The following is a 24,511-nucleotide window of genomic DNA, read 5'->3' as shown; positions in this document are numbered from 1 at the left end:
GAAAAGAATAAAAGAGCGAATAAAATAATTCATTTTAAAAACTTTCAATGACCCCTTTTCTAGAAACAATTATAAGTGGAATAATTAGCGGAATTGTATCCGGAGGTTTAATACTTCTTATTCAGTATTTATTAGAGAAAAAAAGCAAAAATAAAGACAACAAAAATAAAGAACTTCTAGGTGAGGTAAAGAACAAATATTTAGCTAAAGATTTTCTTTATAACTACATTCCAGGTAAAATAACAATTTTTAAAGTAATAGAAGATTTTGGTCAACCATTAACTAAAGTGGAAGAGTATGTTGATCAAGAATACTTGGAAAACGACTCAAAGTATTACACTTACAGATATACATTTTCCAATGCATTAGTATATTTCACAACTGATACTAATGATATAAATATTGTTTCAATTTCTTTAATTCCAAGAATCAATAAAGAACATCCAATAAATTGCAGATTTTCATACGACGACGATGATATGCAATTTGGAAAAGCTTTAATTACGCAAAATATTATTGACAATTATGAAGAATTTGAAAACCCAATGTTTGCAAGTTGGATGTACTCTGCAATCACGTCACGTTATTCAACTTTCAGATCAATTAAATATCTATATTTTACTTACATCATCTATTTTAATTATGAAAATAAAGAACAAATGCTAAACCAAGAAATCGATGGTATTTGTATCTCTTCACTACCTTACATAAAACCCATAATTCATTTTGATGAATATAACTACAGCTAGTTTTTAGTTTCAAAAATAAAAACCTCAATCATAAAAAAATCGAGGTTTTATTTGTTTTCTAATCTTACCCCCAGCTGGCGCGAGCGTCTCGCTCGTGAATAATTAGAGTTTCTAAACTTAAAAATAATTGTAAGAGGACTAAACTTTTTACTTTAAATTTGACTTTGAATAAAAAATTAGATATAAAATGCCATCAGAAAGTCAATTAAAATACAAGTATGGAACACTTTGGGTCAAAGATGGCTTTTTGTTAGTATTTTATATTTTCCTCTTTAACGAACTTAAAAATGATAATAAAGATTTTATTGAATTAAAAAAGGAGCTCGTGCAAAACATCGATAATATATTTATAGACATGTTTGCCTTTCTTGATTTTAATGAGTTTATAATTTCAAATGACTTAAAGGAGAACATCATCAATCATATTGAAAATATAATTATAAAAATAAATGAAGATGGTAATTATTTCACTTTAGAAAATTTAGATAAAATACTAGCGATCATCAAAATTTATCATTTAGAAAATTTAGATTATGAGCCTTCCAATGAGATAATTCTAAATAATTATGTTGATAATTTTCACACAGTAAAAAATAATTACATTGAGGAGTTTATTGAAATAAAATCTTTACTTGAAAAGGATTATCGTATATAAATATCAAAACCTCGACCTTAAAAAATCGAGGTTTTTACATTTCACAAACTCTACTCCTCACTCAAATAAGGATTCAAAATCTCCGCCAATTCATTGAGCCAATAATAATTGTCTTCAAAATTTGGTAGTCCTATTTGGAGGGTTTCGTGTTGTCGCATTACGCCGAGAGCTAAAATGCAATTTACTTGTCTTAAGATTTTAGCCATATCTTCTGGATCTATAATATGGTTAAAAAAATCAATCAGCCTTGTTTCGGCTTCTTTGGAAAGGGTGTTTTTTCTACTCATAATGTCGTAATATTAGGAATATAAAAACCCTTGCATCTTAGTGTTCCTAACGCTTACGACGGCGTTTACGGTCGTTTCCGATACCGTACACATAATACAAGGGCAAATCTTGCTCTAATTTAAAGTCGTAATTTTTTAGGAACTTCAAATGTAGAGAAAATATTTTAAAAAGAAAGATTTTTCTTTCAATACCATTTCTATATTTATCAACTTTAGAATATACCAAATGTATAAAATCGTTATTAGAAATAATCATTTTTACAATTATATCAATTGTCTAGAGAAAGTCCCAGCGGGACGAAATATTTATAGAAACCAATTCATCCCATTCCAAAAGAGCCCCAGCGGGGTGAAATATTATCAACAATATGTTGCTCCGCTGCAGCTTTTGGTGCGGAACGTTTTATGAATTTATAAATATATGTATCGTTCCTACGGAACTAATTCTTAATATCGATCATTTTTTTCAACGGATTAAAATCCGTTGCTACAATACTTTTCATTCCTAACGGAATTTTTAAAGAGCCATAAGCTCGGTTTATTTTGTAACACGGGATTTTAATCCTGGTTAGCAAAAAGATCCAAAAGATCGAATCATTTTATCTGCAATATGACCACAACAAAAGCACTCAACAATTTACATAAACATATATCTTTCAAAAAATAAATGTTATTTTTGATAATCTTTTCAAAAGCACTTTATCAGATTATTGGATTTAAGCATTTCGGCTTTTATCCAAACAGCAACACTTAACATAGCATCTATGAATGTTTTACTCATTGAAGATGATAAACGCATCAGCGAATTTATTATAAAAGGTTTAGAAGAAAACAACTTTACGGTGCATTTGGCCGAAACAGGCGAAATGGCGCGCGACCTTGTACAAGAAAATACTTGGGATATTATTTTGATGGATATCATGCTTCCGGGAATTGACGGTATTCAGCTGACAAAATTAATGCGTTTTAAAAAGATTCACACACCTATTTTAATGCTCAGCGCATTGAGCAATACCGATGATAAAGTTACTGCACTAGATTCTGGTGCCGATGATTATCTTGTAAAACCTTTTCACTTTAAAGAACTCATTTCGAGAGTGAATGCGCTTACGCGAAGAACAAAATTTAATTACAACGAACCCGAAACTTTATACACCTGCGGAACTTTAACCATTAATCCAGACGAACATAAAGTCACAGAAAATAACGAATTGATCGATCTTTCGCCGAGAGAATATAAACTGCTTTTGTATTTATTAGAAAACAGAAATAAAGTAATGTCGCGAACTCAGATTCTAACTGCGGTTTGGGGAATTAATTACGACAATAATACCAATGTGGTCGATGTGTATATTTCGTATTTAAGAAACAAAATAGAACACAATCATAAGTTCATTCACACCATAAAAGGAATTGGTTATATGCTAAAAGAATAATTTATGAAAATCCGTAATCGCTTTACTTTAATTTCTTCTTTGACATTCAGCGTTGTGTTTGTCATTGCTTCGCTGATCACGTATTTTTCTTTTTACAGTTATTCTGAAAAAATAGTTTATAACGAATTGCAGAAAACCTGTCTTCTTACAGGAATTTTCTATTTAGAGAAAGACGAACTTCCAAAAAATCAGCATTTAATTATTGGACAGCAGTTTAAAGAAAATTCACTAGAAATAGTTTCACGTGTTTACAACGAGAAAAACCAAATTGTATACGGCGATAAAACTTCGGATCACAATATAAATTCAAAACGATTAGATTACATTAGAAAAAACAGAAAACTAAGTTTTAAGTCCAAACATCATTTTTACTTCGGAACCTACTATCATGACAATCAAGGAGATTTTGTAGTTTTCGTCAAAAAAAACGATACCGATTTCAAAACCATGACAGATAGATTATTAATCATTATGATTTTGGTTTTAATTTCGGGATTAGTCAGCATTTATTTGGTCAGCCGATTGCTTTCTAATTTGGCTTATACTCCAATCAAAAACATTATCAATCAAGTTAATGAGATTCAGGCTTCTTCTTTAGACAAACAAATTGTTTCGTCTAATACCAAAGATGATATTCAGGAATTGATAGAAACGTACAACAATCTGCTGAAACGTCTTTCGGATACTTTTATCATTCAGAAAAACTTCATTAATTATGTTTCACACGAATTCAAAACGCCTTTAACCGCCATTTCTGGAAACCTTGAAGTTTTTGCCCAAAAAGACAGAACCAGTGCCGAATACAAAGAAATGTCTCAGAAAGTATTAGAAAACGTCTATCAAATAGAAGACACAATGAATACTTTGATGATGCTTTCGGGGCTTCGTGATAATATGGAACTTAACGAAATTTTCAGAGTCGACGAATTGGTTTGGGACATCAACGATCAATTGTCTGCCTCTTATCATTTAAAAGGGCAAATTCAAATTGCATTAGAAGTATTGAATGATAAACTGCTTTCTATACAAGGAAATTCTAACGAAATTAAAATTGCATTGTTTAATATCATCGAAAATGCCGTTAAATATTCCGAAGGAAATCCGATAAAAATCAGTTTATTAGAACAAAATCAGCAGCTAAAAATTATCATTGAAGATCAAGGAAAAGGCATTAGCGAAGAAGATCTTCAATTTATCAAACAAACCTTTTACAGAGGTAAAAATGTAAGCGATATAAAAGGAAGCGGAATTGGTTTGACATTAGCCAATGTAATCTTCAAACAAAATAATATTGAGTTTACAATTACTTCTAAAAAAACGTTTGGAACCACCGTAACACTGATTTTCCCGAAACTCTAATCGTTTTCTAATCCAACTCTTACTGGTTTCTAACAGACATCAAATTAGGGCTTAATACGTAGCAAATAGCTTTGCATCTTATTAAATCTACTCAATTTGAAACGTATATTTTTAACCTTGTTTTTAATTGTATCACTCAAAAGTATGGCACAAATTGGAGCCATCAGCGATACAATTGTTCTTTCTCGAAATCAGGCCGAAGCCATATTTCTGGAAAAGAACATTTCTCTTATTTCCGAAAAACTGAATATCGACATTGCTGAGGCGCAAGTTATTCAGGCAAAATTGTGGCCAAATCCGACATTGACCGTTGGAGAAATTAATCTTTGGAGCAATGCTACTGCTCAACAATTGCCCGTTCTATGGGGAAACTACGGAAAAACGCAACAAATCAATGCCGAACTTGAGCAATTGGTTCAGACTGCGGGAAAACGAAAAAAAATGATCGCCATGGAAAAAGTGGGTGTAGATATTGCCAAAGAATATTTCAAAACTTTTTTGCGAAATCTCAAAATCGAGTTTAGAAGCAATCTTACCGAACTGCAATACACGCAAGCTCAGGAAGCTATTTATAAAAAACAGCTTTCGTCAATGCAAACCCTGATTAAAGCATATGGCAATCAGGTCGCACAAGGCAATATTGGCAAGGCCGAATACATTAGGTTAAAAGCATCTGAACTTCAATTTCTAAAAGAAATCAGCGATTTACAGAAAGACAACAATTCATTACAAAAAGAACTTAAAGTTTTAACGAATCTTCCTCCTGCAAGTTTCATCAAATTGACTGACGAAGGTTTTGTTCCTGCAAATAAAAATATAGAAGATATCAATATAGGAAATCTAATGGCCTCGGCAGTAGAAAATCGTCCGGATATGAAAGTTCTTAAACTCGGAAACGACTATAACGACATTAAATATAAATATGAAAAAGCCATGAGAACTCCCGATGTTACACTTGGCGTGAGTTATGACCGTGGTGCGAGTTTAATGAACGATTTTGTTGGTCTTGGCTTCTCTGTTGATCTTCCTTTTTTTAATAGAAATAAAGGAAACATAAAAGTCGCAAAACTGACTGTTGAGCAAGGTAAATTGGCTACTGAAGAAAAGACATTAACCGTACAATCAGAAGTTTTGCAAGCTTATCAGGATTTGTTAGTTACTAAAAAACTGTACGATAATGTTGATGCCAGTTACGAAGGTGATTTGGACAAACTATTAGAAGCTTATCGAAAAAATTTCATGCAAAAAAATACCAGCATGCTCGAATATCTTGATTTTGTTGATGCGTATCTAGACAACAAAACCATTTTATTAAACTCTAAAAAAGATCTCAACAACAATCTTGAAGAATTACGCTATATCGCGGGTGAAGAAATCAATTAAACCGAATTATCTAAAAAATAATAACATAATGAAGAAATATATTTTACTCCCGATGCTTGGGTTATTGCTCGTTTACGGATGTGGCAAAAAAGAAGAAGTTAAAGAGACAACTGCAGACAAATTTTGTATTGATAAAGAATTAAAAGAAAAAATCACTATAGAACCAATTCAAAAACGTGCTGTAAGTGAATCTATTAATCTTACCGGAAATATTACTTATAACGGCGATCATGTGGTTCAGTTTAACAGTCTTGTGGAAGGAATTATAACTAAAACCAATTTCTCATTGGGCGATTATGTCAAAAAAGGACAGGTTTTAGCCGAGATAAAAAGTACAGAACTAAACAGCATGCAATCTGAAAGCCGATCGTTGCAATCTCAGATCGCAGTAGCGCAACGCAATTTACAATCGGTTAAATCGATGTATGATGACGGAATCTCTTCTCAAAAAGATTTGATGCAGGCACAAAGCGAATTGGATGTTTTAAAATCGTCTTTAGAAAATGTAAAAGCAAACCTTGCTATGTTTAGTGCTAGTAACGAAAGGTCTGTTTTTCAAATCAAAGCGCCAACTGAAGGATATATTGTAGATAAAAACATTAGTCCAGGAATGCAAGTAACAGATGGCAGTAATTCACTTTTTACAATATCAGATTTAAAAGAAATCTGGGTTTTGGTAAATGTATATACCAGTAATTTAAAAAACGTAACTGAAAACATGCCAGTCGATGTTACTACTACGGCTTATCCTGGAGAAGTTTTTAAAGGAAAAATAAAAATGATGTCTAAAGTTTTTGATGAAGATGAACATGTTTTAAAAGCCAGAGTGGTACTTGAAAATGCAAACCTAAAATTAAAACCAGGTATGACAGCAGATATTCTTATCGATAAAAGTACAGGCGGAGAAGCCTTAGTTGCCGTTCCTGCTAAAGCGGCCATTTTTGACAACAATCGCGATTATATCTTAATCTACAAAAACGATTGTACAATAGAAACCAGAGAAATTAATCCAGTTATTAAAAATAACAATTGGCTTTATTTTGACAAAGATGTAAAAGAAGGCGAAATGGTAATTACCAAAAATCAGCTTTTAATTCATGAAAGATTAAAAAACTAAGTATTTCTAAAAAAGGACAAACACCCTACAAAACATGAAAAAATTTGTACAAGGTTTAGTGGCTTTTTCATTAAAAAACTCCCTTATAGTTTTTTTTCTGACAGTCATATTATTAGCCGCCGGAATAGTAAGTTATATTCACACACCCATAGAAGCATTTCCCGATGTAACCAATACGAGAGCCAGAATCATTACGCAATGGCCGGGAAGAAGTGCCGAAGAAGTAGAGAAATTCATCACACTTCCGATATCGAAACAAATGAACACGATTCCAAAAAAATCGGAAGTACGTTCTATTTCGCTTTTCGGATTATCGGTTGTAACCGTATTATTTGATGATGGGGTCGAAGATTTTTACGCACAACAATATGCCTCAAACCGTCTTAACGGATTAGATCTTCCAGAAGGTGCCGATGTCGAAATCGATCCGCCATCTGGAGCTACAGGCGAAATTTTTAGATATGTCATTAAAAGTGACTTGCCTATTAAGGAAATCAAAGCCATTCAAGATTGGATTATCGAAAGAGAATTAATCTCTGTTCCCGGCGTTGCCGATGTGGTAAGTTTTGGCGGAGAAGAAAAAATGTTCGAAATCAAAATCAATCCAACACAATTAGAAAATTACAATCTATCGGCTTTAGATGTTTACGAAGCGGTTTCAAAAAGCAATATCAATGTTGGTGGAGATGTAATCAAACGAGGCGATCAGGCTTACGTTGTACGAGGCGTTGGCTTAATCAATAAGATTGAAGATATAGGCAATATTTTAATTGAAACTAAAGGTTCAGCGCCAATATTGGTAAAAAACGTAGCAGAAGTTTCTGTGTCTGCAAAACCTAGATTAGGTCAAGTAGGTTTAGATGGCAATGATGATGTTGTAGAAGGAATTGTGGTAATGTTACGTGGAGAAAATCCAGGTGAAGTAATCAAAAAACTTAAAGTACGTTTGGACGAACTTAATGAAAGAGTTTTACCTAAAAATGTAAAGATAGTTCCGTTTATTGATCGTACTGAATTGGTCAATACTACGGTAAAAACCGTTACAAAAAACCTTACCGAAGGGATATTATTAGTTTCCTTAATTGTGTTTATTTTCCTTTACAACTGGAGAACTTCTTTGATTGTAGCCTCGGTAATTCCGCTTTCGTTCTTGTTTGCTATTATAATGCTTCGAATTCAGGGATTGCCTGCCAATTTAATTTCGATGGGAGCTTTAGATTTCGGGCTTTTGCTCGAAGGAACACTCGTTATTGTAGAACAAGTTTTTGTCTCGCTCGAAAAGAAAGCACATCAAGTTGGCATGGAACGCTTTAACAGCATGAGTAAAATGGGACTAATCAAGAAAAGCGTGGGTAGTGTTGCTACTTATATTTTCTTCGCTTTAATTATTTTAATTATTGCTCTAATGCCAATTTTCTCTTTTACAAAAGTAGAAGGAAAAATGTTCTCTCCCCTAGCCTTTACACTAGGTTATGCGCTGTTAGGTTCGCTAATTTTGTCCCTAACCTATGTGCCTGCAATGTGTAAAGTCATGCTGACAAAAAATATTGTAGAGAAAGAAAATATGATTTCGCGATTCTTTAGAGAGAATCTTTACAAACTCTTTAAATGGAGTACCAGACATCGTAAAGTTACTATTTATTCGTTCTTAGCTTTATTAACTATTTGTGCAGTACGATTTGCATTTTATGGTTCAGAATTTATTCCGAAGCTAAATGAAGGTGCAATTTATGTGAGAGCCACTTTGCCAAATAGCATTAATCTTGACGAATCGGTTCGATTAACTCAGGAAATGAAAGCCAAAATAAGAAAATTTGAAGAGGTTAAATTTGTCCTTTCGCAAACTGGAAGACCAAATGACGGAACAGATCCAACTGGGTTTTTCAATATTGAATTTCATATCGAATTAAAACATAAGGACGAATGGAAACACGACATCAGTAAAGATGAATTAATTGCCGAAATTAAAAAAATACTCGATGTATATCCTGGAATTGCATTTGGTTTTAGCCAGCCCATTCAGGATAATGTCGAAGAATATGTCGCTGGTGTAAAAAGTCCGCTTGCGATAAAGATTTTTGGGAATGATCTTTTTGAATTGGAAGAAATGGCTGCTAAAGTTGCAAATTCCATCAAAGACGTAAAAGGAATTGATGATATTAATGTGTATAAAAACATTGGTTTACCAGAATTAAGAATTCAGTTAGACGACGAAAAAATGGCGCGCTATGCTGTTACAACTGCCGATGCTCAAGCTGTAATTAGAATGACAATTGGAGGTCAAGCCGCAACCAAATTTTATGATGACGAAAAAATCTTTGATATTACGCTACGTTTTGAGAAAGAATATCGTGACTCTAAAGAAAAAATTGAAAGCATTCTAATTCCTACTATGAATGGCAAAAAAGTGCCGTTAAAAGAAATTGCAACCGTAGAATATAAAACGGGTCCAACCTTTATTTATCGTGAAGGAAATAGCCGTTACATTGCCGTAGGATTTAATATACAAGGACGTGACCTAGGAAGTACCATTGAAGAAGCACAGAAAAAAGTAGCTGCTGAAGTAAAACTGCCGAAAGAAAATGTAATAAAATGGGCTGGAGAATTTGAGAGCAAAGAAAGAGCCTCTAAACAATTGGCTATGATTGTTCCTGTTGTTTTAGTTTTGATTTTATGTCTATTATATTTCAACTTTGGTAATTTCAAAGACACTATGATTGCCGTAACAGCAATGCCTTATGCTTTTATTGGCGGATTCTTATCACTTTGGGTAACAGGAACCGTTTTTGGAATCTCGGCAGGAATTGGATTTATCATTCTATTTGGAGTCAGCGCGATTGACAGTATTGTCCTCATTGGAATGATTCGAGAAAACATGCGCGCTGGAATGCATTTAAAAGACGCCATTTCTCATGGAATTTACAGTCGTATACGTCCAATTGTCATGATTGCCTTAATGGGATCTCTAGGATTGTTACCAGCTGCTTTATCAACAGGAATGGGGTCTGAGGTTCAAAAACCTCTTGCCATTATGATTGTGGGCGGATTAATAACCTGTATGATTCTTTCCTTAACGGTTTTACCACAAGTTTTTTATCTGGTTTATCGTAAAAAAGATACAAATACAGAATCGTAATCTTGCTTATTTATAAATTTACAAAAAGCACCTTTATACTTATTGTTTAAAGGTGCTTTTTCTAATATATCAAATTAGAAAAATACCTTATAACGATATATAATTATTTTTTTTGATCAACTACTGTGATAAAGAAACCAAAGAAAGCGATTAAAACAAAATAACTTTCGTTTGACTTTATGTTTAATCGTTGTCACTGCACACATTTAAAAATTTTGATTTGGTTTTAAAATGCGGAATTACAATTTACTTTAGGACAGCACTTCTTTAGTCGCTGTCCTTTTTTATTTAGCTTTTAAAAAACTAATTTTCTTTATTCAAGGCTTTTGTAATTAGAAAAAAAGCTTATTTTAATATAAAAAAAACTTTTAGGGGTAATATTAATAAAACACACGATTTTAAATTTACTACTTCAAAGACAAATCAAATACCACATCTTATGCCACTAACAAAAAAAATTATCGAATTACTGTCCAAAAAATTCAATACCAATATTACTATTTTGGGCGATTATGAAAAAAGCAACAATACTTCAATTCTTGACAATGACAATGGGACAATCTTAGTTGTCTCAAATCGAGACCAGTTTTATTTCAAAGATCTGCATCGTAATCTCTGGCTCTCCGTTCTAGATCCCTTTCATATAGATGGAAAACAGTATTATCCTCAACTTGGAGATTCCTATACACTCAATCATGGAGTACAATATAGCTTTGCAACAAAAGAGGCAATTGTGGAAATGGCTTCTAATTATTTTGCAAAACATGCTGATTGATGCTATTCTGTAAGAAAACAATTTCTTTAAATACATAACAACTTTGTAAAATCTTATCGAACTTAGCGCTAAAAATCAAAAGCAAATGATTGAAATAAAGACGTTTGAACAAGCAGAAGATTTAAAGCATCCTAGACGTGTATTAAAATATGTCCTTCTTTTTTGTACATCTGGCGAAATAACGCTTTCGGTAGATGAAAACGAATATGTAATCACCAAAAATTCGGTCTTAACGATAACATCTGGTCAAATTCATTTTATAAAAAACAGCAACAATGCAACCGGATTTGTTCTCGAATTTACTTATGATTTCTTCTGCAAAAATGATAATGACATCGAACTCATTTTTCATAATAGCTTGTTCTGTCATTTTGCAATGAATGAAGTGATAAAAGTAGATGACGACAAATTGGTTGTCGATGCTTTACAGCTTAGTCAGCAGGAAATTGCCCAAAAACCGTATCAATACCTCATCTCTATTCATTCTAGAATTCAATTGATTTTAATCGAAATCAATCGTTCTAAAATAAAATTGGGAGAAGAAATCTACAAACCAGACGCTTTGTTTCTTCATTTTCTAGAAGCTATTCGAGGGAATTTTGATAAAAATCTTTCGGTAAATGAAATTGCCAATTTAATCGGCACCACCGAAGCCAAATTAAACGAACTCTCTAAACTGCATTGTAATAAAACAGCTCAAAATATCATTTTTGGATTAATTATTTCTGAAGCAAAACGTTTGTTTACTTATGAGAAATTATCGGTAAAAGAAACCGCTTATGCTTTAGGTTTTAATGATCCTTTCTATTTTTCAAACTTCTTTAAAAAACACACCAATATTTCTCCGAAATCTTATAAGGAGAAAGCTGTTCAGCTGTAACGATTATTTTGTTGAACGCAGAAAATTGCTCGCAAAGTCGCAAAATTTTTTCTCATTTTATGCCATTTCGACGAATGAGAAATCTTCGTCGAAATGACAAATAGTACGTTATATTAGTCAAAAGATTTTTTGGCTTCAAGCATAATTACATGTTTTTTCCAAGATTCTCTATTCTTTAAAAAGCACCACTGCTTGATCTTTGCATCTGATTAATTACTAATAAAATAGTTTATGAAAAGATATCAAGATTATGCCATTTTGCTTTTACGAATCACAATGCCAATTGGATTTTTATCTACCGTTTCGAGTCGGTTGGGTTTGCTTGGGAAACAATCTTCAGGCTGGGAAAATTTTCTGGCTTACGCCGAACAAGTAAATTCTTTTTTACCTAAAAGTTTCATTCCGTCAATTGCAATTGCAAGCACTTTTCTGGAAACTTTATTTGCTACTTTATTACTTATTGGATATCAGACCAGAAAAGCTGCTCTCGGCGCTTCTATATTAACTTTTCTATTTGCGATGGCAATGACTTATTCTTTTGGAATAAAAGATCCTCTTGATTATTCTGTATTTGTCTTTTCAACGGGCGCTTTTCTCTTAGCAACTGCCGACAAATACCGATGGAGTTTGGATGAATATCTTTTGAAAAATTAACTAATATAAATTGGAATACATATGGAAACTAAAATCACAAAAAGCAATGAATTAGAGTGGAAACCACTTCAAGAAGAAGGTGTAAAAACAGACGGAATTTATGTTAAAGCATTACGCTTTGATGCTGCTACTAACCGTCCACCTACTTTTCTTTTAAAATTTGAGCCCGGCGCGTCGTACCCAAATCATGTACATCCAGCGGGTGAAGAAATTTATGTTCTGGAAGGCGAAGTACGCTCTGGAAAAGACGAACTAAAAGCAGGCGATTATTTATACATGCCTCCAGGAAGTACGCATTCTGTATTTTCTAGAACTGGCTGTACGCTTTTGTTTATGATTCCTGAAGAAGTTGTTGTATTGAAATAAATAAAATATTCGGCAGCCTCCTTAGCTGGAAGCTTATTTGTAACTCTTTATTGAGGCTTTAACCAAATGTGTTTTTTGGCTAAAGCCTTTTTCATTTACTAAATTATTAACCTCCAGCTAAAGCTAGAGGCAATTTAAATAATTACATTTTTTTTGAACTTCTGCAATATATTTACCTTAAATCCTTTTTAATAACCAAATATTTCAAATCTGTTTTTCCAGCATTGCTAATTCCGTGTTCGGCATTTGGCGGACAATAAAAGCTCGTATTTGGACCAGCTGTAACGGTTTTTCCGTCAAGGAAGAATTCGGCAGTTCCTTCTAAAATATAGAAAAATTCTTCTTCAGGATGGTGATGTGGCGCGTGTGTCGATTTTCCAGGTTCGACAATGCTCATTTTCAAAGTGTTTTCTTGAGTGAAATCTTTATTAGCAAACCAATATTGGTATCCGACTTTTGTTTTGGTAGCTTTTTCTAACTCAAAGTGATTGACACAATTTTCTATTGTGTATTGTGGCGATGCTGTTTCTTTTTTGGCTTCCTGAGAAAAGATTTGTTGGAAAAATAAAACAGCAATTGTGGTTTTTAAGATAGTTAGCGTTTTCATTTTTTTTGTTGTAATGTTACGAAAAAATGCTTTTGATAAATTGAGATTAAAATAAAATTCTAATTTCCTTGCATTTAATTTCAGAAATAAAAACTACTTTTAAAACCACTTCAAAAGCAAGATTTAAACCTTTTTATAATGAACCCACTCCAACTTAAAATAAAATCATACTTTTTATTTCTTATTACTTTAACTTTTACAAATTTTATATCCGCTCAGACATCAAAAGAAAAAAGCCAATCCATAATAGCAAAAGGTGCAGTTCTCACAAAACTATCAAGTCAATTCAGTTTTACAGAAGGACCTACTTCGGATAAAAAAGGAAATATTTATTTTACAGATCAGCCTAATAATAGAATTATGAAATGGTCGGTTAAGGGTAAACTTTCTGTTTTTATGGAAAATGCTGGAAGAGCTAACGGCTTGTATTTTGATCACGCAAGCAATCTTTTGGCTTGCGCCGATGAAAAAAATGAACTTTGGAAAATAGACCAAAACAAAAATTATACTGTAATACTAAACAACTTCGAAGGAAAAAGACTGAATGGCCCTAATGATCTTTGGGTTGATCCAAAAGGCGGCATCTATTTTACAGACCCTTTTTACCAAAGAGATTACTGGACACATACCTCCAAAGAAATAGAGAAAGAATGCGTTTACTATTTATCTCCAGATAAATCCAAAATTATCAACGTTGAGAATGATCTTGTAAAACCAAATGGCATTATTGGAACTTCGGATGGAAAAACCTTATTCGTTGCGGATATAGCAGGTAATAAAACATACTCTTATACAATCGAAAATAATGGTAGTTTAGGTAAAAAAACGCTGTTTACTGAATCAGGTTCAGATGGAATGACAATAGACGAGTCGGGAAATATTTACTTATGCGGAAAAGGAGTTACCATATTCAATCCGCAAGGAGAAAAAATAGCTAATATTGATGTTCCTGAACCTTGGACAGCCAATGTCTGTTTTGGAGGGAAAAAATTCAAGACATTATTTATTACTGCTGGTAAAAGTGTTTATACGATAGAAACGAACGTTCGAGGAATGAAATAATCGATTTTATTATCGATTTTATTATCGATTTTTCACAATCTGTCATTTCAAGGAACGAGACCAGAGCGATAGCGAATAGGCGAAGCAAATCTTCACAAGAAACTCCACAATCTAAATCGATAATCTTTGTCGAGCTACTTGTGAAGATTTCTCCTTCGTCGAAATGACAAACTTTGTGGTAAACTTTGACAAAGTTCTAATGAAAAAATTTATGTTCTCTCCTAGCCCCGATCGAAATGGCATCTTTTTGTGGTGGGGTTCACCACAAAAAATATAATGTAGAGCGGGACAAAACGTTCTTAAAAACGAAAATGTCCTGCTTCTAAAAAATATTAAAAGCGAAAACCTCAATAAATTCAAGGCTTCCAAATCCATCTATGGAACAATAAGAAAATATTATGACAAAAATATTTTGAAATTCGAAAATCTGCCATACATTTGCCTAACAGTGTTAAACGATTTAATACTTGAATACAATGGCTAGCAAAGATCGAATTTTAAGACAAAAAGAAGAGACAAGGAACAATATCCTTGGCGCTGCTTATGATATCGTAAAAGAAGAAGGCTGGAATGGTTTGAGTATGCGTAAAATTGCCGACAGAATCGAATATACTGCTCCTATTATTTATGAATATTTCTCGAATAAAGAAGCAATTTTAGAAGAACTAACCGGCAAAGGTTTTGTCAAATTGACTAAAGAATTGCAAGTTGCAATAGATAAGTTTGAAAAACCCGAAGATCAATTAGAAGCCATGTGGATGACTTACTGGGACTTCGCTTTTACTAATACTGAAATGTATCAGTTAATGTTTGGTGTTCAAATGACGTGCTGTGCACAACGATGTTCGGCTCAAGAGGGACCTTACAAATTATTTACTCAAGTGATTGCTGAAGTAATGAAAGACAGCAATCCGAGTCAAGATATCATAAAACAAAAGTACTTCACTTTCTTTTCTGTTATTCATGGTTTAATCGCCATTAATATCATTAACAAAAGTGATATTTTAGAAACAATTAATGCCCAAATTTTGAAAGATGCCATTGGTGGTATCATCAAATCAATACAATAATATTTTTTTCAATTTTTACTTAACGGTGTAAAATGATTTAATCGGATAATATAAAATCCTTTTTTTTATAACCTTCACTTAACACTGTTAGAAAATTTAATAGAGGTAATAAAAACTCTTTTTTTAGACTTTTACTTAACAACGTTAGATAATTTAATACCGATTTAAGAACAGAATTGAAAATCATTAAAGTATGGAAATTTGTGCTCATTTACTTAACAATGTTAGATAATTTAATTCAATTAAATATGAATCCCGAGAATTCCAGAATTCCCAAATTTTTTACCCGAGAAAATGTTCAACCAATTAAAACCACAATGAAAATGAAAAATGTAATTATAACCAGTTTTATTTTGGCATTAGTTTTAAGCAGCTGTGCCGATAAAAATCAGGCTCCTACTGCTCCACCTCCGCCGGTTTTACCAGTGTTGGCTATAACTAGTGCAAACACAATCACTGACTCTGAATATCCTGCTTCTATACAAGGAACTGTTGATGTTGAAATACGCCCACAAGTAAGCGGAAACCTTGACAGAATTTTTGTTGATGAAGGTGCTTACGTAAATAAAGGCCAAACGTTATTTAAAATCAATGAGCGTCCGTTTCGTGAGCAGTTAAACAACGCTTTGGCAAGTCTTCATGCAGCTGAAGCGGCTTTAATCAACGCCAACTTAGAAGTTGATAAATTGACTCCACTTGTTCAGAACAAAGTAGTTTCTGATTATCAGTTAAAAACAGCCAAAGCCTCTCAAAAAATTGCTGCCGCTAATATCGAACAAGCAAAAGCAATGGTAGGTTCTGCTAAAATTAATTTAGGATATACAAATGTTACAGCTCCTGTTAGCGGTTACATTGGAAGATTGCCTAAAAAACAAGGAAGTTTAGTTTCTGCAACTGATGTTGAAGCCCTTACCACTTTATCTGATGTTCATGAAGTATTTGCTTATTTCTCTTTAGGTGAAACCGACTTCATCAACTTTAAAGAGCAATATGCTGGAAGTTCATTAGGTGATAAAATTAAAAAATTGCCTCCTGTTACTTTGATTTTGGCTGATAATAGTGCTTATCCAAAAACAGGAAAAATCGATATGGTTGACGGTCAGTTTGATAAAACTACAGGCGCCATCACGATTAGAGCGACTTTCCCAAATGCTAACGGAATTTTACGTTCTGGAAACACAGGAAGAATCCGTTTAGGATTAAACCACAATGATGCGATTTTGGTTCCGCAAGCAGCTACTGTTGAAATGCAAGACAAAGTATTTGTTTTCACAGTTGGAAAAGATAACAAAGTAACCAAAATGCCAATTACCGTTGTAGGGAAAAGTGGTGCAAACTACTTAATTAAAGACGGTGTAAAATCTGGTGACCAAATCGTGTTGAGCGGTATTGACAAACTTCAGGACGGACAAGCGATTCAGCCTGAAAAATCAACTAAAGTTGCCGAAGTAACTAACAAAAAATAATTATAAAATCAAATGTTCAAAATATTTATACAAAGACCAGTACTTGCAACTGTTATCTCCATTTTATTGGTGATTCTGGGTGTACTTGGTTTAACTAAACTGCCTTTACAACAGTTTCCTGATATTGCGCCTCCATCAGTTTTGGTAACGGCGGTATATCCTGGAGCTAACGCAGAAACGGTTTTACGTTCTGTGGCGCCTTCTCTAGAAGAGTCTATAAATGGTGTAGAAAACATGACTTATATGAGTTCTACTGCCAGTAACGACGGTACTTTGGCTATTACTGTTTTCTTCAAATTAGGAACAAACGCCGATCAAGCTGCAGTAAACGTACAAAACCGTGTCGCACAGGCAACAAGCCAGCTTCCTGCAGAGGTTGTTCAGCAAGGTATTATTACAGCTAAACAGCAAAACAGTTTCATCATGGCAATTGGTATGTATACCGAAGATGAAGCTAAATATGATCAAACTTTTATTGCTAATTACGCTCAGATTAATATTATTCCCGAGTTGAAACGTATTCCGGGTGTAGGTTCTGCAAGTATTTTTGGTGGTGTAAAAGACTATTCTATGCGTGTCTGGTTAAATCCAACACAGATGTCTACTTACAAAGTAACGCCAAGCGAAGTTATGGCTGCGATTCAGGACAAAAGTTTGGAGGCTGCACCAGGAAAATTTGGAGAAAGAAGTACGGAAGTTTTTGAATACGTAATTAAATACAAAGGAAAACTAACCAAACCTGAGGATTACCAAAATATTGCGATTCGTTCCAATCCTGATGGTTCTGTTCTTCGTCTAAAAGACGTTGCCAGAGTAGAATTAGGTGCTTACTCTTACACCAGTTTAACACGTTTAAATGGTAAAAAAGGAATCGTAATTGGGGTTATTCAGTTAGCTGGATCAAATTCTAATGATATTCAGATTGCCATTAATAAAATGATGGAAAAAGCTTCTAAAGATTTTCCAACAGGCATAAAACACAATATTTTCTATAGTACAAAAGTATCTCTAGACCAATCAATCGAACAGGTTGAACATACCTTAGTTGAAGCTTTCATCTTAGTTTTCATCGTGGTATTTATCTTCCTGCAAGATTTTAGATCAACATTAATTCCGGCTATTGCTGTACCTGTAGCAATTTTAGGAACGTTCTTCTTCATGCAGTTATTCGGATTTTCGATCAACCTTTTAACGCTTTTCGCATTAATTCTGGCGATTGGTATTGTGGTCGATGATGCCATTGTGGTAGTCGAAGCGGTGCATGCGAAAATGGAGCATAAACGTTTGTCTCCAAAAATCGCAACCCATGAAGCAATGCACGAAATAACGGGTGCTATTATCTCGATTACGCTGGTAATGGCTGCTGTATTCCTGCCGGTTGGTTTTATGGAAGGCTCAACAGGAGTTTTCTATCGTCAGTTTGCCTTTACGATGGCGATTGCAATTGTAATTTCGGCTGTTAATGCCTTAACATTGAGTCCAGCTCTTGCGGCATTGTTCTTAAAAGACAATCACGGATCTCACGATCACGATGCACCGTATGAGAAAAAAGGATTTAAAGAAAAGTTCTTTAGCGCTTTCAATAGCAGTTTTGACTCGCTTACGAATCGTTATGTTGGCGGACTTAAATTCTTAATTAGAAGAAAATGGTTGAGTTTAGGAGGTTTGGCTTTAATTACATTAGCAACTGTGTTAATGGTTAAAACAACTCCATCTGGATTTATTCCAACAGAAGACCAAGGATTTATTGCAATCTCAGTAAATACACCTTCTGGAACATCTCTTGACGGAACTCAAAAAGTAATGACTGAAGCTGAAAATACTTTAAGAGGTTTAGAATCTTCACGATTTGTAACAGCGGTTTCTGGTTTCAACTTATTAACAAATTCAACAAGCCCATCTGCTGCTGTAGTTTTTGTTTTGCTAAAACCAAATGAAGATCGTGGTTCTCTTAAAAACATTGACGAAATCATGAATCAGGTTCGCGGTAAATTGGGTGAGATTTCTGGAGGAAGTTTCTTCGTATTCAGTTTCCCAACCGTTCCAGGATTTAGTAACGTTGAAGCTTTAGATTTGGTTCTTCAAGATAAAACTGGAGGAAAACTGGATAAATTCAGTGGTATTTCTCAAAATTTCATCGGCGAATTAATGAAACGTCCTGAAATTGCGGTTGCCTTTACAAGTTTTAAAGCTGATTATCCACAATTACAATTGGATATCAACGACGAAAAAGCGAATCAATTAGGTGTAAATGTAAAAGACATTTTACAGACTATGCAAGCTTATTTTGGTAGCGCGCAGGCATCAGATTTCAACCGATTTGGTAAATATTACCGTGTGGTCGTTCAAGCTGATATTGCCGATAGAGCAGATCCAACTGCAATTGATCGTGTATTCGTAAAAAATAAAACCGGCGAAATGGTACCAATAAATACTTTAGTAAAACTGACTCGTATTTATGGTTCTGAAACCGCTTCTAGATATAATTTGTTTAACTCAATTTCTATTAATGCCATTCCGAAACCTGGATTTAGTTCTGGAGATGCCATTAAAGCAATTGAAGAGGTAGCAAAACAACAATTGCCTGCAGGTTACGGGTTTGAATTCTCGGGCCAAACGCGTGAAGAGATTTCTTCGGGAGGTCAATCGGCTACAATTTTCTTACTGTGTTTGATATTCATTTATTTCTTACTTGCTGCACAGTATGAGAGTTATATCCTTCCTCTAGCAGTTATTTTATCAATTCCTGCAGGTATTTTTGGAGTATTTGTGGCTATTGGTTTAACAGGAATCGAAAACAACATTTACGTACAAGTTGCACTTGTCATGCTGATTGGACTTCTCGCTAAAAATGCCATTTTGATTGTGGAATTTGCAGCGCAAAGAAGAAGATCTGGACAAGGCTTAATTGCAGCTTCAATTAGTGCAGCAAAATTACGTCTGCGACCAATTATTATGACGTCTCTTGCCTTTGTGGTAGGTCTTGTGCCAATGATGAGTGCAAAAGGCCCATCGGCTCAAGGAAATCATTCGATTAGTATTGGAGCAGCGGGCGGAATGCTTTCTGGAGTAATTCTAGGATTATTTATTATCCCAGTATTATTCATTGTGTTCCAGCATTTACAAGAAAAATTCAGCGGAAAACCAATCGCTGTAGTTCACAACGAAGAAAAATAAAATATGGAAAACTATATAACGACAATCCTTGTTGCCATCATATTTGGCATCGGATACATATCATACAGAATCTCGAAAGATCTTGAAACTAGAAAAGATACTTGTACAGAAATCTAATAAAAAGACAATGAAAAATTATATAACCAAAATCGTGACCTTCGCCATTCTGATCACGACAATAATATCCTGTAAAGTCTCAAAGGATATTGAAACTCCTAAAGATGCATTTCCTGAAAATTTCAGGAATGCATCGGTTTCGAGTGATACAACAAGTATTGCCGATATTGAGTGGAAAAACTTCTTTGCAGAAAAAGATATTGTTGAATTGATTGACAGCGCGGTTGCTAGAAATAACGACCTGCTTATTGCAGAGAAAAACATCGAAATTGCGCAATACAGATTTACACAATCTAAATGGGGAAATGTTCCTCAAGTCAATTTATTTGTAAATGCCAATACAAGCAATCCTTCTGACAATAGTTTTACAGGAATGAACTTGAATCAAGCTTTAGGCGCTAAACATATTGATGATTATTCTGCTGGAGCTTCACTTTCTTGGGAAGCTGATATTTGGGGAAAGATCAGAAACCAAAAGAAAGGAGCTTACGCAGGATATCTTCAATCTGCAGAAGTAAAAAAAGCATTGCAGACTAATATTGTTGCTAATGTTTCAAGAGGCTATTACAATATATTGATGCTAGATGCTCAACTAAAAATTGCGCAGCAAAACCTAAGATTAAACGACAGTACGACCAATATTATTAAGTTAAAATATGATGCTGGTCAAGTAACCACTTTAGCAATTCAACAGTCTGAAGCACAGAAATTAAACTCAGAACAATTGATTCCGTTATTGGAACAAAATATTGCTATTCAAGAAAATGCTTTAAGTGTTTTAACCGGTTCATTCCCAAATTCAAAACAAAGAACCATTCTTTTAAATTCAATTGAAATTAAAAGCAATCCAGCAATTGGAATTCCGTCTTCATTAGTAAGCAGAAGACCAGACGTAAAAAGTGCTGAATTAGCCCTTAAAGTAGCAAACGCAAATGTCGGTATCACAAAAGCGGATTTATACCCAGCTCTTAGAATTACGGCGCAAGGCGGTTTGAACTCTTTCGAAACGAGCAGCTGGTTCAATATTCCAGCTTCTCTATTCGGAACTGTTGCAGGTGGCTTAACTCAACCAATTCTAAACAATAAAAGAGTTAGAACGCAATATAATATCGCTGTAGCAGAAAGAGAAAAAGCAGTCTTAAGTTTTAGACAAGCAGTTTTGGTAGCTGTTAGCGAAGTTTCGGATGCTTTGGTAAAAGTGGAAAAATTACAGCAACAAGAAAAGTTCTTAAAAGAAAAAGTAAAAACGTTGCAGCAGGCAATTAAAAATTCAAACTTGTTATTCCAAAACGGATTAGCAGAATATCTTGAAGTTTTAACTGCGCAAGCAAATCTTTTACAAAGCGAATTAGAATTAGCTGATCTTAAAAGACAACAACTCACAGCCAATACAGATTTGTACCGCGCTCTAGGCGGAGGCTGGAAATAATACCCGTTACCCGTTAATTATTTATTTTTTGAGATGAAAACGCTGTGAGACCTTTGGGTTTCATGGCGTTTTTTGCTTTTTTAAATTTGCCACGAAGGCACTAAGACACGAAGATTTTTTTAAAGTCTCTCGCAGATTTTGCGGATTTTTTCTCATTTTATGTCTTCCTGAGCGAAGTCGGAGGATGCGCTTAGTTAGACACACTAGATAGATTAAGTATGTGTTCCTCGACTTCGCTCAGGAAGACAAATCTTTGTAGAATTTCTAGTGCGATTTCTCTTTTGTTTAAATAACAAAATAAAACTTATTTTTCTTACTTTTGCCAAACAAAACCCCATGTTTTCTAACCTTTACGCCACAATAACGAATTAAAAAAATTAAACTAATGAAAAAAATAGCATGCTTCGCTCTTTTAGCTTTACTTTTTACAAATTGCAAACAAAACAATTCAGAGAAAGAATTAGAATCAGCTAAAACTCCGGCTGATACTGTTACCGTAGTCAAAGAAGAAATAAAAGAGGAGAATCCAGAAGAAGGAGATTGTAAAGACATAGAAGTAGAAATGGGATCTGGAAGAGAATGCATTCTAAAAGATACAGATATTAATGAGGTTTATCAAAACATCATTAAAAACAAAGAAGTAGATGAATCAGAGTATTATTTAACTACTCTTCCAACTGAAAAAAAATCTATTGAAGTAAACAAAGAAGGATTAATCTCTATTGATTATGAAATTTTTAAAGACAAAGTAGCTATTTCGATGAATTACGAAGGTGGTGTGACAGAAGTAACACTAGAGAAAATAAATAATACAGTTAAAAAAAGCATTTTTCATTATGCTGATTAATGCAAATAATTAATATTCTTTTGAGAAACCGCTATAAAACTTTAAGTTTTCTAGCGGTTTTTTATTTTATCGCGAAGACGACAAGCCACGAAGATTTTTTTATGACTGCCAGTAATTATACAAATTTTTACTAATTTTCATTTCATTCGAAAAATAATTCGTGAAAATTCGTGAAATTCGTTGCAACAAAAACTTTCTGTCTTAGCGCCTTCGCGGCAAATCCAAAAAAAAAATGACTTTCAACAAAGAAACATACCTCAACAATCTAAAATTATATTTCGAAAGTTACGCTCCTATCTCTGAACAGTCATGGAAATTGATTGAAGGCTTGACAGATTTTCAGACAATCAAAAAAGGAGAAATACTACTAGAAAATGGGGAAATCTGCAAAAATATGTATTTTATTGCTAAAGGAATTTTACGAACTTTTATTACCGATGAGCAAGGAAATTTTTATAACAAAAACCTTTTTTTCGAAAACAGGCTTGCATGCTCTAAAGTTTCATCAATGCTGCAAACTCCTTCCGACTTTACGATCGAAGCTTTAGAAGACTGTATTTTAATCCAACTTAATTACAAAAAATACATTCGGTTGATTACCGAAAATGATGATCTTAAAAACTTCTACATTGCATATTTGGAAAAAAACTGGATTATCGAAAAAGAACAGAGGGAAGTGGCGCTAGTAATGCAAAATGCAACCGAAAGATATCTTAATCTTCTTGAGACGCATCCAACAATCGCTGATCGTGTTCCTTTATTGCATATTGCTTCGCATTTGGGCATTACACCAACACAGCTAAGCAGAATCAGAAAAAGTCTGGAAAAAGATATTTAAATCAACATATGTAAAGGTTTTTCAAGAAAGCTAGTTTTATCTTTGCTATAGATTTAAATTCGATGTTCGAAAAAATGAAAAATACAGCCCTTGTAAAAGATAATATTGACAATCTTACAACACTTTGGAGAACTGTTGCTACTCCTCTCCTTTCTTATCATAAAAACGATCCGTTTCAATTCAGTCAGATAAAAAACTCAGGTTGGCCAAATCGACTGTGGTTCAGAGAAGATATTACAGAAGAAAATCTGCCACAGATTCTTGAAATTATAGACCAAAATCCAGGATTGATCATTCCGTATTGGGATATTTTCGGAAGCAATTCAAAAGAAGTTTTCGATAAAAACCAATTTCAAATACGAATTCAGCTAATGGCAATGGCTTTAAAACTGGGAGAAAAATTTCCTCTTGAAAAGAATCTGACTTTTAAGAGAGTTTTAAATGAAAAAGATGCTGAAACATGGTCAGATATTTATCCGTTATCTTTTAGTTATGTAATTAGTAAAGAAACGCTGGTTCATAATTATGAAAATGTCCAATTCTATTTGGTTCATGTAGATGAGAGACCAATAGGAACGCTTACTCTTTTTCAAACAGGAAATGTTATGGGAATTCATGGTGTTGGAGTAATTCCAGAAATGCGCAAAAAAGGTTTAGCGGAAGAAATAATGAAGTTTGCCATCAACGAAGCCATTGACGCTGGTACTAAATATGCACATTTACAAGCTTCTCCTTTAGGAAAAGGCATTTATACAAGATTAGGCTTCGAAGATTTGTTTTTGATAACGAACTACTTTTTAAAACCCAATATTTAAAAATCAAAATTCCAATTTGCTTGCTTTACGGTTATTTTCTTTTAATTTTTCTCAAAGATTTCGCAGATTACCTTACTCTCATTTATGTCTTCCTGAGCGAAGTCGAAGGACACATGCTGAATCCATTAAGTATTTCTGCACTTAGTGTTAGTAATTCATAACTCATAACTCATAATTAATTCTGTCCAAAATGCCCCTAAAATAGTCGCAAATGTGTATTTCTTTAAAAGAAAAACATTATTAGATTTGTAATACATTAACTAATAACCTTTTAAACAAATACCCA

Annotated in this window: 21 protein-coding genes; 19 read left to right on the top strand and 2 right to left on the bottom strand. The window is 33.7% G+C overall.

Annotated features, from left to right (window positions below; all coding sequences use genetic code 11):
* Nucleotides 1-47: 47 nt before the first annotated feature.
* Nucleotides 48-749 carry a hypothetical protein gene (locus AC1Q5Z_RS14200; protein ID WP_492445466.1) on the top strand — a complete coding sequence of 234 codons (702 nt, stop codon included), beginning with the start codon at nt 48-50 and terminating at the stop codon, nt 747-749.
* A gap of 187 nt (nt 750-936) precedes the next feature.
* Nucleotides 937-1,404 (top strand): hypothetical protein, encoded by a 468-nt coding sequence (locus AC1Q5Z_RS14195; RefSeq protein ID WP_492445464.1) that lies wholly within the window; start codon nt 937-939, stop codon nt 1,402-1,404.
* Nucleotides 1,405-1,454: 50 nt separating this feature from the next.
* Here AC1Q5Z_RS14195 and AC1Q5Z_RS14190 read toward each other — a convergent pair whose 3' ends face one another.
* Complete coding sequence (locus AC1Q5Z_RS14190; protein WP_492445462.1) at nt 1,455-1,691, bottom strand: hypothetical protein; 237 nt, start codon at nt 1,689-1,691, stop codon at nt 1,455-1,457.
* 764 nt (nt 1,692-2,455) lie between these two features.
* Between AC1Q5Z_RS14190 and AC1Q5Z_RS14185 the strand changes: the two genes are divergently transcribed.
* From AC1Q5Z_RS14185 to AC1Q5Z_RS14145, 9 genes are all read left to right on the top strand, one after another.
* A complete protein-coding gene (locus tag AC1Q5Z_RS14185) occupies nt 2,456-3,127 on the top strand; it encodes a response regulator transcription factor (protein WP_207295750.1) in 672 nt (223 codons plus the stop codon).
* A 3-nt stretch (nt 3,128-3,130) separates the two neighbouring features.
* Nucleotides 3,131-4,486, top strand: a complete 1,356-nt coding sequence (locus AC1Q5Z_RS14180) for a sensor histidine kinase (RefSeq protein ID WP_492445459.1) — start codon at nt 3,131-3,133, stop codon at nt 4,484-4,486.
* 144 nt (nt 4,487-4,630) lie between these two features.
* The gene (locus tag AC1Q5Z_RS14175; RefSeq protein ID WP_492445457.1) at nt 4,631-5,869 is read left to right on the top strand and encodes a TolC family protein; all 1,239 of its coding nucleotides are present in this window, start codon (nt 4,631-4,633) and stop codon (nt 5,867-5,869) included.
* A 28-nt stretch (nt 5,870-5,897) separates the two neighbouring features.
* Nucleotides 5,898-6,986: an efflux RND transporter periplasmic adaptor subunit gene (locus AC1Q5Z_RS14170; protein WP_492445455.1), complete on the top strand. Its 1,089-nt coding sequence runs from the start codon at nt 5,898-5,900 to the stop codon at nt 6,984-6,986.
* A 34-nt stretch (nt 6,987-7,020) separates the two neighbouring features.
* Complete coding sequence (locus tag AC1Q5Z_RS14165) at nt 7,021-10,122, top strand: efflux RND transporter permease subunit (protein WP_492445453.1); 3,102 nt, start codon at nt 7,021-7,023, stop codon at nt 10,120-10,122.
* A 439-nt stretch (nt 10,123-10,561) separates the two neighbouring features.
* Nucleotides 10,562-10,897 carry a hypothetical protein gene (locus AC1Q5Z_RS14160; protein WP_278021125.1) on the top strand — a complete coding sequence of 112 codons (336 nt, stop codon included), beginning with the start codon at nt 10,562-10,564 and terminating at the stop codon, nt 10,895-10,897.
* An 85-nt stretch (nt 10,898-10,982) separates the two neighbouring features.
* Nucleotides 10,983-11,777 carry a helix-turn-helix domain-containing protein gene (locus tag AC1Q5Z_RS14155; protein ID WP_492445451.1) on the top strand — a complete coding sequence of 265 codons (795 nt, stop codon included), beginning with the start codon at nt 10,983-10,985 and terminating at the stop codon, nt 11,775-11,777.
* Between the two features lie 231 nt (nt 11,778-12,008).
* Complete coding sequence (locus AC1Q5Z_RS14150; RefSeq protein WP_492445448.1) at nt 12,009-12,431, top strand: DoxX family protein; 423 nt, start codon at nt 12,009-12,011, stop codon at nt 12,429-12,431.
* Nucleotides 12,432-12,452: 21 nt separating this feature from the next.
* Nucleotides 12,453-12,797, top strand: coding sequence for a dimethylsulfonioproprionate lyase family protein (locus AC1Q5Z_RS14145; protein WP_492445446.1), 345 nt, complete (start codon nt 12,453-12,455; stop codon nt 12,795-12,797).
* A 172-nt stretch (nt 12,798-12,969) separates the two neighbouring features.
* Here AC1Q5Z_RS14145 and AC1Q5Z_RS14140 read toward each other — a convergent pair whose 3' ends face one another.
* Nucleotides 12,970-13,404: a cupin domain-containing protein gene (locus AC1Q5Z_RS14140; RefSeq protein WP_492445445.1), complete on the bottom strand. Its 435-nt coding sequence runs from the start codon at nt 13,402-13,404 to the stop codon at nt 12,970-12,972.
* 138 nt (nt 13,405-13,542) lie between these two features.
* On the opposite strand from AC1Q5Z_RS14140, the gene AC1Q5Z_RS14135 reads away from it, so the two are divergent.
* The 8 genes from AC1Q5Z_RS14135 (at nt 13,543) to AC1Q5Z_RS14100 (ending at nt 24,225) form a co-directional block, all read left to right on the top strand.
* Entirely contained in the window at nt 13,543-14,466 is a 924-nt protein-coding gene (locus AC1Q5Z_RS14135) for an SMP-30/gluconolactonase/LRE family protein (RefSeq protein ID WP_492445443.1), read from the top strand.
* 476 nt (nt 14,467-14,942) lie between these two features.
* Nucleotides 14,943-15,536, top strand: a complete 594-nt coding sequence (locus AC1Q5Z_RS14130) for a TetR/AcrR family transcriptional regulator (RefSeq protein WP_278021119.1) — start codon at nt 14,943-14,945, stop codon at nt 15,534-15,536.
* Nucleotides 15,537-15,784: 248 nt separating this feature from the next.
* Nucleotides 15,785-17,002 carry an efflux RND transporter periplasmic adaptor subunit gene (locus AC1Q5Z_RS14125; protein ID WP_289057413.1) on the top strand — a complete coding sequence of 406 codons (1,218 nt, stop codon included), beginning with the start codon at nt 15,785-15,787 and terminating at the stop codon, nt 17,000-17,002.
* Between the two features lie 12 nt (nt 17,003-17,014).
* Nucleotides 17,015-20,179: an efflux RND transporter permease subunit gene (locus AC1Q5Z_RS14120; RefSeq protein WP_286969840.1), complete on the top strand. Its 3,165-nt coding sequence runs from the start codon at nt 17,015-17,017 to the stop codon at nt 20,177-20,179.
* 127 nt (nt 20,180-20,306) lie between these two features.
* Entirely contained in the window at nt 20,307-21,725 is a 1,419-nt protein-coding gene (locus AC1Q5Z_RS14115; RefSeq protein WP_492445441.1) for a TolC family protein, read from the top strand.
* Nucleotides 21,726-22,110: 385 nt separating this feature from the next.
* A complete protein-coding gene (locus tag AC1Q5Z_RS14110; protein ID WP_343584237.1) occupies nt 22,111-22,572 on the top strand; it encodes a hypothetical protein in 462 nt (153 codons plus the stop codon).
* A 232-nt stretch (nt 22,573-22,804) separates the two neighbouring features.
* Nucleotides 22,805-23,410 carry a Crp/Fnr family transcriptional regulator gene (locus tag AC1Q5Z_RS14105; RefSeq protein WP_492445439.1) on the top strand — a complete coding sequence of 202 codons (606 nt, stop codon included), beginning with the start codon at nt 22,805-22,807 and terminating at the stop codon, nt 23,408-23,410.
* 74 nt (nt 23,411-23,484) lie between these two features.
* Nucleotides 23,485-24,225, top strand: coding sequence for a GNAT family N-acetyltransferase (locus tag AC1Q5Z_RS14100; RefSeq protein ID WP_343584243.1), 741 nt, complete (start codon nt 23,485-23,487; stop codon nt 24,223-24,225).
* The last annotated feature ends 286 nt before the right edge of the window (nt 24,226-24,511 follow it).

This window comes from Flavobacterium sp. GW823-FHT06G12, from assembly GCF_058794775.1.
This window is presented reverse-complemented; position numbering and strand designations above follow the sequence as displayed.